This is a genomic window from Allorhizobium paknamense (assembly GCF_030815125.1).
Classification (GTDB): domain Bacteria; phylum Pseudomonadota; class Alphaproteobacteria; order Rhizobiales; family Rhizobiaceae; genus Allorhizobium; species Allorhizobium paknamense.
Window position 1 is genome coordinate 538,496 of the sequence record NZ_JAUSWH010000001.1, and the last position, 14,035, is coordinate 552,530.

General features: G+C 59.0%; 15 protein-coding genes. 11 read left to right on the forward strand and 4 right to left on the reverse strand.

Annotation, left to right across the window (positions count from 1 at the left end; genetic code table 11):
• Window positions 1-18 precede the first annotated feature (18 nt).
• The 4 genes from QO005_RS02580 (at window position 19) to QO005_RS02595 (ending at window position 3,465) form a co-directional block, all read left to right on the forward strand.
• Entirely contained in the window at window positions 19-672 is a 654-nt protein-coding gene (locus QO005_RS02580; protein WP_307156381.1) for an HD domain-containing protein, read from the forward strand.
• A gap of 2 nt (window positions 673-674) precedes the next feature.
• The gene (locus tag QO005_RS02585; protein WP_307156593.1) at window positions 675-1,532 is read left to right on the forward strand and encodes an MOSC domain-containing protein; all 858 of its coding nucleotides are present in this window, start codon (window positions 675-677) and stop codon (window positions 1,530-1,532) included.
• 85 nt (window positions 1,533-1,617) lie between these two features.
• The gene (locus tag QO005_RS02590) at window positions 1,618-2,838 is read left to right on the forward strand and encodes an MFS transporter (RefSeq protein ID WP_307156382.1); all 1,221 of its coding nucleotides are present in this window, start codon (window positions 1,618-1,620) and stop codon (window positions 2,836-2,838) included.
• A gap of 381 nt (window positions 2,839-3,219) precedes the next feature.
• Window positions 3,220-3,465, forward strand: coding sequence for a hypothetical protein (locus QO005_RS02595; RefSeq protein WP_307156383.1), 246 nt, complete (start codon window positions 3,220-3,222; stop codon window positions 3,463-3,465).
• Here QO005_RS02595 and recO read toward each other — a convergent pair.
• Complete coding sequence (gene recO / locus QO005_RS02600) at window positions 3,402-4,166, reverse strand: DNA repair protein RecO (protein WP_307156384.1); 765 nt, start codon at window positions 4,164-4,166, stop codon at window positions 3,402-3,404. The two genes, QO005_RS02595 and recO, sit on opposite strands and share 64 nt — an antisense overlap.
• A 356-nt stretch (window positions 4,167-4,522) precedes the next feature.
• Here recO and QO005_RS02605 point away from each other — a divergent pair, with 356 nt between their 5' ends.
• On the forward strand, window positions 4,523-5,641 hold the full coding sequence (locus QO005_RS02605; RefSeq protein WP_307156385.1) for an AbrB family transcriptional regulator: 1,119 nt from the start codon (window positions 4,523-4,525) through the stop codon (window positions 5,639-5,641).
• Between the two features lie 159 nt (window positions 5,642-5,800).
• Here the strand turns inward: QO005_RS02605 and QO005_RS02610 are convergent, their stop codons facing one another.
• Entirely contained in the window at window positions 5,801-6,049 is a 249-nt protein-coding gene (locus QO005_RS02610) for a YjiS-like domain-containing protein (RefSeq protein WP_307156386.1), read from the reverse strand.
• Between the two features lie 349 nt (window positions 6,050-6,398).
• Complete coding sequence (locus QO005_RS02615; RefSeq protein WP_307156387.1) at window positions 6,399-6,974, reverse strand: LabA-like NYN domain-containing protein; 576 nt, start codon at window positions 6,972-6,974, stop codon at window positions 6,399-6,401.
• 289 nt (window positions 6,975-7,263) lie between these two features.
• Between QO005_RS02615 and rpoZ the strand changes: the two genes are divergently transcribed.
• From rpoZ to era, 6 genes are all read left to right on the forward strand, one after another.
• Window positions 7,264-7,659, forward strand: coding sequence for a DNA-directed RNA polymerase subunit omega (gene rpoZ / locus QO005_RS02620; protein WP_307156388.1), 396 nt, complete (start codon window positions 7,264-7,266; stop codon window positions 7,657-7,659).
• A gap of 117 nt (window positions 7,660-7,776) precedes the next feature.
• Window positions 7,777-10,023 (forward strand): RelA/SpoT family protein, encoded by a 2,247-nt coding sequence (locus tag QO005_RS02625; RefSeq protein ID WP_307156389.1) that lies wholly within the window; start codon window positions 7,777-7,779, stop codon window positions 10,021-10,023.
• Window positions 10,024-10,185: 162 nt separating this feature from the next.
• Window positions 10,186-10,338 carry a DUF3563 family protein gene (locus tag QO005_RS02630; RefSeq protein ID WP_307156390.1) on the forward strand — a complete coding sequence of 51 codons (153 nt, stop codon included), beginning with the start codon at window positions 10,186-10,188 and terminating at the stop codon, window positions 10,336-10,338.
• 311 nt (window positions 10,339-10,649) lie between these two features.
• Window positions 10,650-11,393 (forward strand): signal peptidase I, encoded by a 744-nt coding sequence (gene lepB / locus QO005_RS02635; protein WP_307156391.1) that lies wholly within the window; start codon window positions 10,650-10,652, stop codon window positions 11,391-11,393.
• Window positions 11,390-12,121: a ribonuclease III gene (rnc, locus tag QO005_RS02640; protein WP_307156392.1), complete on the forward strand. Its 732-nt coding sequence runs from the start codon at window positions 11,390-11,392 to the stop codon at window positions 12,119-12,121. Before lepB ends, rnc begins: the two co-directional genes overlap by 4 nt.
• A gap of 156 nt (window positions 12,122-12,277) precedes the next feature.
• Window positions 12,278-13,225 (forward strand): GTPase Era, encoded by a 948-nt coding sequence (gene era / locus QO005_RS02645; protein WP_307156393.1) that lies wholly within the window; start codon window positions 12,278-12,280, stop codon window positions 13,223-13,225.
• A gap of 282 nt (window positions 13,226-13,507) precedes the next feature.
• Here era and smpB read toward each other — a convergent pair whose 3' ends face one another.
• The gene (gene smpB, locus QO005_RS02650) at window positions 13,508-13,984 is read right to left on the reverse strand and encodes an SsrA-binding protein SmpB (RefSeq protein WP_307156394.1); all 477 of its coding nucleotides are present in this window, start codon (window positions 13,982-13,984) and stop codon (window positions 13,508-13,510) included.
• Between the last annotated feature and the right edge of the window lie 51 nt (window positions 13,985-14,035).

The window sequence follows — 14,035 nt, forward strand, 5'->3', positions numbered from 1 at the left end:
GGAAACGAGACTCAATTCATGACACACCTGCCCAACCCTTTCGCCCCTTTCGAGGATCTGGCCGCGGCACTCCTGCCGCATGCCGGTGTCAGCGATGACGGATCGCATGATCTGGCGCATCTGCAACGGGTGTTTCACAATGCCATGCGTATTCAGGCGCTGGAGGGCGGCGACGCGGACGTGCTGGCCGCCGCCGTCTTGCTGCATGATTGCGTTTCGGTGGAAAAGAATTCTCCGCTCCGGTCCGAGGCTTCCCGGCTGGCGGCGGAAAAGGCTTGCCACGTCCTGAAGGACATGGGCTGGGAAAAGGAGCGGATCGATCAGGTCGCTCATGCCATTCTCACCCACAGCTTCTCGGCAGGCATTGCACCGCAAAGCGTCGAGGCAAAGATCTTGCAGGATGCCGACCGTCTGGATGCGATAGGCCTGATGGGCGTGGCGCGATGCTTTTATACAGCAGGACGGATGAAATCGGGCCTTTATGACCCGATCGATCCCCGGGCTGCCGACCGGTCGCTCGATGGCAGCCGTTTTGCGCTCGATCATTTCGTGGAAAAACTGTTGAAGCTGAGTGACGGTTTTCAGACCGAAACCGGGCGGCGGCTGGCGAAAGAACGGCACGAGAGCCTGGAACGGTTTTACACGGACTTTCTGCGGGAGATTACGGCATGACGATGCAGGTGAGCAAACTGGCGATCTATCCGCTGAAAAGCGCCCGCGGCATCGGCTTGCGTACCTCGCCCGTCACACCGGAAGGCTTGAGAGGCGACCGGCGCATGATGCTGGTGGATGAAAGCGGAACCTTTGCAAGCCAGCGCAGCCTTCCCGGTCTCGCCCGCCTTCAGGCGCAGTTGAGCGAAGGACAGGTAACCTTGACGCTGAACGATGGCCGCAGCCTGACCTTTCATGAAAGCAAGGCCGCAGGCCGGCGCGCCGTCACCGTGTGGTCTAGCACGGTGGATGCAGCATGCGCTCCGGATCCTGTCAACCGGACCCTTTCGGACTGGCTGGGACAGAAACTTTCCCTGGTGTTCTTCGATAAGGCATCCGAGCGCGTGGCAAATCCCGAATGGGCAGGGCCTAATGCCCCGCTTGCCTTTGCCGATGGCTATCCGGTGCTGATCACCACCACCGGGTCGCTGGCGGCCCTCAATGCCGATATGGAGCGCCGAGGCGAGGGACAGATTGGCATGGAGCGCTTCCGCCCGAATATCGTGGTGGATTGCGAGGAGGCCTGGGCCGAGGACAGGTGGGCGGCACTTGCCATCAACGGCATTCGCTTCGACCTCGTCAAACCCTGCGCACGCTGCATTATCATCACCCAGGACCAGGAGAGCGGCTCCCGCGACGGCGCCTCTCCCATGCCCGCCATGGGCCGTCTGCGCATGTCCGGCGACCGGCGCGTGCCGGGACCGCTCTTCGGATGGAATGCCGTTCCGCGTGGAAGCGGCCAGATTTCGACTGGCGATCGCGTCGAACTGCTCGAAGAACGCCCCGAAGGCTGGCCGATCAAACGGCGTGGCGGCGCATGAGGTTCAATTGTCTTGATGTTTGCTTGATAAATTAGAATTTGCGATCTGCGGTTCCTGCCGCCATTGTGGCGAAAAGGAGAATCTCATGTCCGCAGCCCGCGCCCCGTCTCTGCCGCTTACCGTTATCGCCAGTGGCTCGCTCATCGCCATGCTGACCTTCGGGCCGCGCTCGGCCATGGGTTTTTTCCAGCTGCCGATGTTACAGGATACCGGCTGGGACCGCTCCACCTTCGGCCTCGCCATGGCGCTGCAAAACCTGGCCTGGGGTGTGGGCCAGCCGTTTTTCGGTGCGCTTGCGGATAAATACGGCACGGCCAAGGTGCTCACCCTCTCCGGCCTTCTCTATATGGTGGGTCTTCTCGTCATGGCGCATGCGGCAGCGCCGATCTGGCTGCATATTGGGGGCGGCATTCTGGTTGGGCTTGCGGTGGCGGCAGGCTCCTTCGGCATCATCCTCTCGGCCTTCGCCCGGCATGTCACGCCGGAGCAGCGAACGCTGGCCTTCGGCATCGGCACGGCGGCGGGCTCGGCCGGCATGTTTCTGTTTGCGCCGCTCTCGCAGGCGCTGATTGCCCATCTCGGCTGGTCGGACAGCCTCACCTGGCTCGGCATCATCATGCTCGGCGTGCCGCTTCTGGCCTATCCGCTGCGCGGCAATGCCAAATCCGGCCCGCGCTCCGGCATGGAGCGGGAGCAGACCGTGCGTGAAGCGCTGCAGGAAGCCTTGGGCCATCGCAGCTATCTGTTGCTCGCCAGCGGCTTCTTCGTCTGCGGCTTTCAGGTGGCCTTCATCACCGCGCATTTTCCCGCCTATCTCGGGGATATCGGCATCGACGCGCGTTATGCCGTCATTGCCATGGCGCTGATCGGCTTTTTCAATGTCATCGGCTCGCTGGCGGTGGGTATGATCGGGCAGAAAATTCCCAAGCGCTATGTACTGGCGCTGATCTATCTCGCGCGCTCGATAGCGGTCACCGCCTTTCTGCTGCTGCCGCAATCGCCGCTGTCGGTGATCCTCTTCGCCATCGTCATGGGGCTGCTCTGGCTCTCCACCGTGCCGCCCACCAATGCGCTGGTGGCGCTGATGTTCGGCACACGCCATCTGGGGCTTCTGGGTGGCATCGTGTTCCTGTCGCACCAGATCGGCTCCTTCCTCGGCGTCTGGCTGGGCGGTTATCTTTACGACCGTATGGGAACTTATGATGAGGTCTGGTGGTTTGGCGTGGGTCTTGGCCTGTTTGCTGCGCTGGTCCATTGGCCCATCCGCGAAGAGGCTGCCCCACAACTCGTTACACCTGTGCCATAGCGGCGCGAGGCGAAAGCTATTTTAACAAATGCGGCACCACGGATTCATTTTGCCCCTATTCCGCCTCAAAACGGCTGTCGCAAAAATTTATTTTATTTTTCGCACTCCTCCCATTGACGAAATCGCGGTCTCAACCTACCTTTGTCCCAGTCCAATGGACAAGTTTAGTCAGAATTGCCGGACCATTCCGGCACGCCATTAAGGAGGTAAAGCATATGCGTTTTTCATCGCACCCTGCCGCGCGCTCCTGGCACCTTTGCCCGCTCGGCACATCCAAACGGATTGGCCTCGACACCTGTCGAATGTGACGCGTCAATCGTAGCTGACCTCATCACAATCGAAACATCTGTTGGCCTGCATTGCGCGGGCGGGGATCGTATTATGGAAAAGCAAGTTATCGAATATGGCGGTGTACCCGTCGGAATCAGCGTTCCGGAAGGCAACCGGATCAAGTTCATCGCCGTGAAGTATCCGGTGATCGAACTGGATGGCGGCGTTTATGGCAATGTCACGGAACTGCGTCGCGCCATCGGCAATCACCTGCGGAAGAGCAGCGAAGCCGCTCAGGCCCTGGCCTCGGTTTCGTCTGGCGCAGGCACACGGGCCAAGGCCTTGAGCATTGCCTGAAGAAAGCCTTCGCGTGCGGCGCTGCAATCCAGGCCGCGCGGCTCATAAACATGGCGATCGAGAAAATAGCCGGTCAATCGAAATCCCGTCATCAGGGATGACCGGCTAGCAGCCTTTTGGGCCTGCGGCACCAGAAAATCAGGCAGGGCCAGAAGCCGATCCGCATAAGGCGCTCCGGACACCCGGCATACGGCGCGCCCCGTCTTCGGCGAAACATAGGCCAGATCCTGCGCCGATCCCGTCGCCGCACACCGCTCCAGATCAAGCCCGAATCCCAGATCGTTCAGCACGGCAAGTTCAAAGCGGATGAAAAGCTCACCCGCCGCCGTCGGTTCATCCAGGTGATCGAGGATCACATCCAATGCTTCGAAGAGATGGGGATGCGGATCGCGCTCCGGCAACAGCCGCAGCAGGGCGGCCAGCGCCTGCACACCATAGACAGCCGTTGCGCTCTCCATCAGCTTTCCGGCACGCAGCCGCAGGGGCTCCAGCCGGAAATCCCCCAGATGCTCCTCCAGCCGCGCGCGCCAGACCGCTTCCACCACATTGCCCGGCTGCAACACGGGCTGCATGCTGCGCGACCGGCCAGAGCGCACCAGCCCCAGATGCCGCCCGCGCTCACGCGTCATCATCTCCGCAATGACGCTGTTTTCGCCATGGCGGCGCACGCCCAGCACAATCGCCTGATCCGTCCATTCCATAGAATTGCTTATACAGCATAGGCTGGGACAGAGGGAACAGGTTTCCACTTTTCCTGGAACTGCTTTCATTCTTTGGTTTTTCCGCATTTCCGGACGGAAAACCGCTGCGCACTTTTCCTGGAAATGCTTTGACTCTCTGGTTTTTCCGCATTTCCGGACGGAAAACCGCTGCGCACTTTTCCTGGAAATGCTTTAAAAGCATGGCGTGTCGATTTCGGATTTGCCATAAGGCAAGAGACGTCCTTTATCCGGGGTAGCGCCTGCTGATGAGGCCATGTACCTTTTCATGCGACCACGATATGCAACCGAAAGCGGCGGCGGGAAAGCACCCGGCTGACGCACGGAATTTTTTGAGAATGCCTGATCACCTGCCCTCACAGCCCCCCGCCGAAAAAGCCACCGATCCCGCAGTGCCGGATGGTCTGCTGACCAGCCTGCCCACGCCCGTAAAATGGGGGCTGCTGGTGCTGCTCTCGGTGATCCTGGGTGGCGCGTTGGAATATGCCGGTCTGCCGGCAGCCTTGCTGCTTGGGCCGATGATTGCCGCCATCGTGTTCGGCACCAACGGGGCGCGGCTGTCGCTGCCGCGTCTGCCCTATCTGGCCGCCCAGGCAATCGTCGGCTGCCTGATTGCGCAGGCGCTGAACGCCGATATTCTCAAGCGCTTTCTTCAGGACTGGCCGATCTTCCTCGGCTCGGTGCTCTCCGTCATTCTGCTCAGTTCGCTGATCGGCTATCTGATGGCGCGGCGGCAGGTGCTGCCCGGCACCACCGCCGTCTGGGGCACCTCGGCGGGGGCTGCCTCCGCCATGGTGCTGATGGCCGAGGCCTATGGAGCCGATGCCCGCCTCGTCGCCTTCATGCAATATCTGCGCGTGGTTTGCGTGGCCTCGACAGCGGCGGTGATGGCGGCCTTCATCTTTCAGGTTCCGGGCGGTCACGCCCCTGCCTTTGTGCTATTTCCCCCTGTCGACTGGAAAGCCTTGGGGATCACTCTGGTCGTGACCGGCTGCTTTTCGGCCCTGGGATACCGGTTGAAAATTCCAGCGGGCACGATGATGGTGCCGATGGTCGCCATGGCGCTCCTGCACTCGCTGGACATCATTCCCATCGAGCTGCCGCAATGGCTGCTGGCACTGGCCTATGCCATGGTGGGCTGGCGTATCGGGCTCGCCTTTACCCGCCGTCTCCTGCGCCATGCCGCTCGGGCATTTCCACAGGTGCTGGCCTCGGTTCTGGTGCTGATCGGATTTGGCGGCTGCCTTGCCGCCCTTCTCACAGTTTTCCTCGGTGTCGATCCTTTGACCGCCTATCTGGCCACCAGCCCCGGCGGACTGGATTCCGTTGCCATTATCGCAGCCTCCACCAAGGTGGACATGCCCTTCGTCATGGCCCTGCAAACGGTGCGCTTTCTGCTGATCCTGGCGCTTGGCCCCAGCATCACCCGCTTCATTGCCAATCGAATAACGGCATGAAACCGCCAAGCATGTCTGCTTGGCGGCATCTGTCTTATACGAAGAGTCATCGAAGATGACCCTTCATATTCCCTTTTCGAATATCTCAAGCCTTGATGCATTTGAGATATTCGAAATCTCTTCAAGGCGAGGATGCATCAGCATCTTCGAGCCTTGGTATTATCGTCCATTCAGGCCAAACATCAGCAGGCTGGCGTCAAGCTTTGCTTGCCGCAGCCGCTCCTCCGCATCGAAGGGGGGCGCCTGGGATTGCAGGCCCAGGTCGCGCAACTGATGCGCCGAGAGTTCGGCCACTGAATTCACCTGCCGCCGCCGAAAGTTCAGGCGGCTGATGAGGGCGACGGGCTGGACGAGCAGGCGCGCCACCTGCCGCAGCAGGCCCATCTGGGATTTCCGTTGAATGTTCATCTCATGTTCTCGTGATTAGACGCAAAAATCCGTGGCGGGGGAGAACCACGCAACGAACGAGCTTGGGGGTTGACGAAAACGGCCTCTGCCGTCGGCTGAAGGGTTTCCGCAGGTGGCGGAAAACCAGCGCGAGAAGGTGGATTGCCTCTTCACGCAGCGGCAGAATGCCGCAGAGACCCCAAATCGTCTAACGAATGTTTGAGATGAATGTCATCACGCTTGATGATGTGCGCAAGAAAGAAGCCGGCCCGCCGGTCAACATGCGCAAAACGAAAAGCGCAGCCCTTGAAAGCCGCGCTTTTCGTTGAAAAAACCAACACATGCCCCTGAGGACAGCTGAGTATCTGATTTATGCAGGATCCGCCGCCAGAGGTTCGGCAGCGCGCATCGGGCGCTCGCTCGGATCACGGCCAATTTCCGGCTTCAGCGAGATGAGATCGATGAAGTGATCAGCCTGACGGCGCAGATCATCGGCAATCATCGGCGGTTGAGTTGCCATCGTCGATACAACCGAAACCTTGCGACCCTTGCGCTGCAACGCCTCCACCAAGGTTGTAAAATCCCCGTCCCCCGAGAACAAAACCAGGTGATCCACAGTTTCTGATTGCTCCATGGCATCGATGGCAAGCTCGATATCCATGTTTCCCTTTACCTTGCGCCGCCCCATGGAGTCAGTAAATTCCTTGGCGGGTTTGGTAATGACCTTGTAGCCGTTATAGTCCAGCCAGTCGATCAACGGGCGGATCGATGAATATTCCTGGTCTTCAATCAAAGCGGTGTAATAGTAGGCACGCAGCAGGTAGCCGCGCTTCTGGAAGGCCTTGAGAAGCTTTCTATAATCAATGTCAAAGCCCAGACTTTTCGATGCTGCGTAAAGATTGGCACCATCTATAAAGAGAGCGATCTTTTCCCTTGGATCAAACATTTTCGAACATTCCTTGCCTACGTCATCGACGCTGCCCCCGGGCGCATCGGACATACATCAGACTTGTCATCAAACCGATGTATTATGATTTATTCATATACGATTCATTTAAAGCAGGATAGTGCTTATTCCAAGCACCTGTCGGTTGAGAAGCCCTTTTTGCATGACCTTTTTTGGTACTCGTTCCGTACTCCCTCTTTTGGGGGTACGAACGAAAAACTTGAATTTTAGGTCCATTCCTAGTATCGCCGTTCCAATCCTCGAGGAAAAAGAACGAAAAGGACAGGCAATGGCCCGCGTCACCGTTGAAGACTGCATTGACAAGGTTAATAACCGATTCGAGCTTGTTTTGCTCGCAAGTCATCGAGCCAGGCAGATTTCGCAAGGATCGCAGATTACCGTCGATCGTGACAATGACAAGAATCCCGTAGTTGCACTACGCGAAATTGCAGACGAAACTCTTTCGCCCGACGACCTGAAGGAAGACCTGATCCACTCGCTGCAGAAGCATGTGGAAGTGGACGAGCCGGAGCAGGATGCCCAGCCGCAGTCCGGCCAGATCATTGGCCGCGCCGACGAGGAAGACGACCTGCCCGAGACGCTGACCTTCGACCAGATGTCGGAAGAAGAGCTTCTGGCCGGCATCGAAGGCCTCGTACCGCCGGAAAAGAGCGACGATTACTGATTGGAACCGGGAAAGAGCCGCAACGGTCCGGCTTTTTCCGTTTCCCCACGGCCTGTTTCCTGTGCGCCAATCGCTTGCGGATTGGCGCGCTTTTTCTTTTGATGGAGTAGCCTTGGAATGATGCGGCAATATGAGCTCGTGGAGCGGGTGCAAAAATACAAGCCCGACGCAAACGAGGCGCTGCTCAACAAGGCCTATGTCTATGCCATGCAGAAGCATGGTCAGCAAAAACGCGCCAGTGGCGATCCCTATATTTCGCATCCGCTGGAAGTGGCCGCCATCCTCACCGACATGCATCTGGACGAATCGACCATTGCGGTTGCGCTTCTCCATGACACCATCGAGGACACCACCGCCACCCGCCAGGAAATCGACGAACTGTTCGGCGAGGATATCGGGCGGCTGGTCGAGGGGCTGACCAAGCTCAAAAAGCTCGATCTCGTCTCCAAGAAGGCCAAGCAGGCGGAAAACCTGCGCAAGCTGCTCCTGGCCATCTCCGACGACGTGCGTGTGCTGCTGGTGAAGCTCGCTGACCGCCTGCACAATATGCGCACGCTGGAGCACATGCGCGATGACAAGCGCGCCCGTATTTCCGAAGAAACCATGGAAATCTATGCGCCGCTGGCGGGCCGCATGGGCATGCAGGACATGCGCGACGAGTTGGAGGATCTCTCCTTCCGCTATATCAATCCGGAAGCCTATGAAACAGTCACCAAGCGGCTGGAGGAGCTTTCCCGCCGCAATGAGGGCCTGATCACCAAGATCGAGGACGAACTGCGCGAATTGCTGGTGGCGAACGGCCTGCTGGGCGCGGGGGTCAAAGGGCGGCAGAAAAAGCCCTACTCCGTCTTCCGCAAGATGCAGTCGAAGTCACTTTCCTTCGAACAGCTGTCGGATGTCTATGGCTTCCGACTGCTGGTGGATGACGTTTCCTCCTGCTACCGAGCGCTTGGCATCGTCCACACGCGCTGGCGCGTGGTACCCGGGCGCTTCAAGGACTATATCTCCACGCCGAAGCAGAACGATTACCGCTCGCTGCACACCACCATCGTCGGCCCGTCCCGCCAGCGTATCGAGCTGCAGATCCGCACCCGGCGCATGCATGAGATCGCGGAATTCGGCATTGCTGCGCACGCGCTTTATAAGGACGGCGAAACACCGACCAGCGGCGAAGGTGAGTTGCTGCCGCGGGAAAGCAATGCCTATTCCTGGCTGCGCCACACCATCGAGGCGCTGGCGGAGGCGAACAATCCGGAAGAATTCCTGGAGCATACCAAGCTGGAACTGTTCCAGGACCAGGTCTTCTGCTTCACACCGAAGGGCAAGCTGATTGCGCTGCCGCGCGGCGCCACCCCCATCGATTTCGCCTATGCGGTTCACACCAATATCGGCGACACCTGTGTGGGCGCCAAGATCAATGGCCGCATCATGCCGCTGGTCACCCGGCTCAACAATGGCGACGAGGTGGAGATCATCCGCTCCGGCGTGCAGGTGCCGCCAGCCGCATGGGAAGAGATCGTGGTGACCGGCAAGGCGCGCGCCGCCATTCGCCGCGCCACGCGCATGGCCATCCGCAAGCAATATTCCGGCCTCGGCTATCGTATTCTGGAGCGCACCTTCGAGCGTGCCGGAAAGCCTTTCTCCAAGGAGTTGATGAAGCCGGTGCTGCATCGTCTGGCGCATCGCGACGTCGAGGATGCCATTGCCGCCGTCGGACGGGGCGAGATGTCCTCGCTCGATGTGCTGCGCGCCGTCTTCCCGGATTATCAGGACGAGCGCGTCACGGTGAAACCGGCCATGGACCAGGGATGGTTCAACATGCGTTCGGCCAGCGGCATGATGTTCAAGCTGCCGGAGGGCCGCAAAAAGGCCGATACCCCGGCGGAGAATGGCGCGGGCGACAGTCAGACGCCCGACCCCCTGCCCATTCGCGGTTTGGCCGACAATATCGAGGTGCACTTCTCCCCGGCAGGCGCCGTGCCCGGGGATCGCATCGTCGGCATCATGGAAGAGGGCAAGGGAATTACCATTTACCCGATCCAGGCCTCGGCGCTGCAGAAATTCGATGATGAGCCGGAACGCTGGATCGACGTGCGCTGGGATCTGGACGAGGCCAACAAGTCGCGCTTCTATGCCCGCGTGCTGGTGAATGCCATCAACGAGCCGGGTACCTTGGCCAAGGTGGCGCAATTGATTGCCGGGCTGGATATCAACATCCGCCTGCTGACCATGGTGCGCATTGCCGCCGACTTCACGGAAATGGCCTTCGACCTCGAGGTCTGGGATCTGCGCCAGCTCAACCAGCTGCTGTCGCAACTGAAGGAGCTGGACTGCATTGCCACGGCCAAGCGGGTTTATGATTGACCCGCCTGGATATGATCAAAAAATGATCATATCCAGGTAAAATACCGGCAACAAATCCGTTGACATGCGTTTTACGCATAGCTGATCCAGCAGCTTGGAACTGGTGCTTTGTGCGCAGCAGCATTATCTTTTCCTTGCAAACGAGGAAAAGGAAACACGACAATGTTTGGTCCCATTCGCAAATTCGCCCGCGCTCTCCGCGTTCCCAGCGTTCAGGAACGGGAAATGGCCTATCTCAGCGGCGCTCAGGATCGTCTCGATCTCGAATTTCGCCAGCGCCAGATCGACACCGGCATGTTCCGCCGCAGCGTCTAACGCTATTCAGTGAATGCATGGCTGGCCTGCGGTTTTGATGGCCAGTCGCGGAGAGACTGTCCGGTGGCATGCGCCTCCGGCGGACATGGAAAGCATCTGCCTTCGGATGCACCTATCGAGGCGGCGCGATCGCCGCCTGATCGAGGTCATGATCGACCTCTGACACCCGTCATGATTTTTATCCCTGATCTCCTGCGGCTCATGCCCGGTCCGCGATTGTCGCATCCGCGTGATACAACGGTTTTTCCGTTGCCGAGGCCCTGTTTAGGGACTAGAGAAGCCTTGTCTGATGAACAAGGAAAGAGACAGGCGTGACGGATAAGGTCGAGAAGAAGCAGAGTGCCCTTTGGGAAAACATCAAGGTCATTATTCAGGCCCTGGTGCTGGCCATGGTGATCCGCACCTTGCTGTTCCAGCCCTTCACCATTCCCTCCGGCTCGATGATGCCGACGCTTCTGGTGGGGGACTATATCTTCGTCAACAAGTTCGCCTACGGCTACTCGAAATATTCGCTGCCGTTTTCGCTCAATCTGTTCTCGGGCCGCATCTTCTCCAGCGAGCCGAAGCGGGGCGATGTGGTGGTTTTCCGCTTTCCACCCAATCCGGATGTCGACTACATCAAGCGCCTCGTCGGCCTGCCGGGTGATCGTATCCAGGTGATCAACGGCGTGCTGAACGTCAATGGTCAGCCAGTGCCGAAGGTGCCGGACGGCAGCTTCACCTCCGATTACCGGTTGGATCCCGGCATCAACGTGCCCGTCTTCCGCGAAACCCTGGACAATGGCGTGACCTATGACACGCTGGACCAGACGCCGTTTTCGCGCGGTGACAATACCCAGGAATTTGTCGTGCCGCCCGGCCATTACTTCATGATGGGCGATAACCGCGACAACTCGCTCGATAGCCGCTTCGACGTAGGCTATGTGCCCGCCGAAAATCTCGTGGGCCGCGCCTCGGTCATCTTCTTCTCGCTCGGCAACGACACGTCCTTCCGCGAAATCTGGAAATGGCCGTCCAATATGCGCTGGGATCGCATTTTCAGGGTGGTTCGATGAAGGCGCCGAAGGCCCTTTCACCTGACGACCGGCAGAAGATCGAGACCGCCATCGGCCATAGCTTCGCCGTCAAGGAGCGGCTGGACCGGGCGCTGACCCATGCCAGCGCCCGCCCGTCCAAGGGCAGTGACTATGAGCGGCTGGAATTTCTGGGCGACCGTGTGCTTGGCCTCTGCGTGGCCGAACATTTGTTCGGGCAGTTCAAGACCGCCAGCGAAGGCGAGCTTTCGGTGCGGCTGAACCAGTTGGTCAGCGCCGAGACCTGTGCCGCCGTGGCCGACGAGTTGGAGCTGCATCGCTTCATCCGCACCGGTGCCGACGTAAAGAAACTTACCGGCAAGCACATGCTGAACGTGCGGGCCGACGTGGTGGAAAGCCTGATCGCGGCCATCTATCTCGATGACGGACTGGAGGCTGCCCGCCGTTTCGTGCTGCGCTTCTGGGCCGAACGGGCCAGCGGCGCCAATGCCGGACGGCGTGACGCCAAGACAGAGCTTCAGGAATGGGCGCATGCGAAATTTGCGACCACGCCCGTCTATCGCATTGCCGAGCGCTCCGGCCCGGACCATGATCCGCGCTTCACAGTGACGGTGGAAATTCCAGGGGTTGAGCCGGAAAAGGGTATCGACCGCTCGAAGCGGGCGGCGGAACAGGCGGCAGCGACACGCCTGCTGGAGCGGGAAGGTGTGTGGGAGGCGGCGGAGCAGCCGCCACAGTCCGCACGGTAAATCTTCCCCCCAGCAATGGGTTGCGGCCTGCCCTGATGACATGCGAAAATAGAGCATCGGACCGAGACGTCGAAACCGGTTTTCGGGGAAATCCGATGCACAAGAAAGATAAGGCGCTTACGAACGCCGTGAAGCGCTCACTTTGAACGGATATCCATGACCGAGTTTGACACGACCCCTTCACAAGACCAGAGCGCGGCTGCGGGCGCGGCCACGCATTCCGGCTTCGTGGCGCTGATCGGCCCCACCAATGCCGGCAAGTCCACGCTGGTCAACCGGCTTGTGGGGGCCAAGGTCTCCATCGTCAGCCACAAGGTGCAGACGACCCGGGCGGTGATGCGCGGCATTGCCATTCATAACCAGGCGCAGATCGTTTTCATGGATACGCCCGGCATCTTCAAGCCGCGCCGCAGACTGGATCGCGCCATGGTCACCTCCGCCTGGGGTGGAGCCAAGGATGCCGATGTCATTCTGCTGCTCATCGACAGCGAGCGCGGCCTGCGCGGCGATGCCGAGGCCATTCTCGAAAGCCTGAAGGATGTGCCGCAGCCGAAACTGCTGGTGCTGAACAAGATCGACCGCGTTCAGCCCGAGCAGTTGCTGAAGCTCGCCTCTGCCGCCAATGAACAGGTCAAGTTCGAGCGCACCTTCATGATTTCCGCCACCACCGGCTCCGGCTGCACGGATGTGATGGACTATCTGGCCGAAACTCTGCCGGAAGGCCCGTGGTACTATCCGGAGGATCAGATTTCTGACCTGCCGATGCGCCAGCTTGCCGCCGAAATCACCCGTGAAAAGCTTTTCCTGCGGCTGCATCAGGAACTGCCCTATTCCTCGCATGTCGAGACCGAAAAGTGGGAGGAGCGCAAGGATGGCTCCGTTCGCATCGAACAGGTCATCTATGTAGAGCGGGACAGCCAGAAAAAGATCGTGCTGGGCAAGAATGGCGAGGCAATCAAGTCCATCTCCACCGCGTCCCGCAAGGAACTCTCCGAAATCCTGGAACAGCCGGTGCACCTCTTCCTGTTCGTCAAGGTGCGCGAAAACTGGGGCGACGATCCCGAACGCTTCCGCGAAATGGGGCTGGAATTTCCCCGCGAATAAGACGGAATCAAAACAGGGCCGTAATACCAAGGCTCGAAGATGCTACTGCATAATTCCTTAAATCGGAATCGATTTAAGGAATTATGCAGTAGATTTAAAGTCTTACAGCGTCCTTTGTGCGTTTTATAAAACGCACGGCGCTGTAGTGCATCCTCGCCTTGAAGGAATTTCGAATATCTCAACTGCATCTGAGGCTTGAGATATTCGAAAAGGGAATACGAACGGTCATCTTCAATGACCGTTCGTATAAGGCCCTGTTCTGTTTTGTCTGGAATTTGAAACTCAGCCGCTTTTCAGCAGGCGGCTCTTCTGCCTGTTCCAGTCGCGTTCCTTCTCGGTCTCGCGCTTGTCATGCAGCTTCTTGCCCTTGGCCAGCGCCAGTTCCAGTTTGGCGCGGCCCTTGTCGTTGAAATAGATCTTCAGCGGCACGAGCGTCATACCCTCGCGATTGATCGCGGCCCGCAGGCGGTTGATCTCACGCTTGCTCAGCAACAGCTTACGGCGGCGGCGCGGCTCGTGATTAAAGCGATTGGCCTGCAGATATTCAGGCAGATGCGAGTTGATCAGCCAGATTTCATCATGCTCGTCCGAGGCATAGGATTCGGCAATATTGGCCTTGCCATCGCGCAGGGACTTTACCTCCGTGCCGGTCAGCACCAGGCCCGCCTCATAGGTATCGATGATTTCGTAATTGAAGCGGGCCTTGCGGTTTTCCGCGACAATTTTCCTGACGACGCGCTGGCTGCCTTTGGGTGCCATGATCCAATTCCAATTCTTTCATGCAGAAGCGGCAACGGGAACTGCCACTGC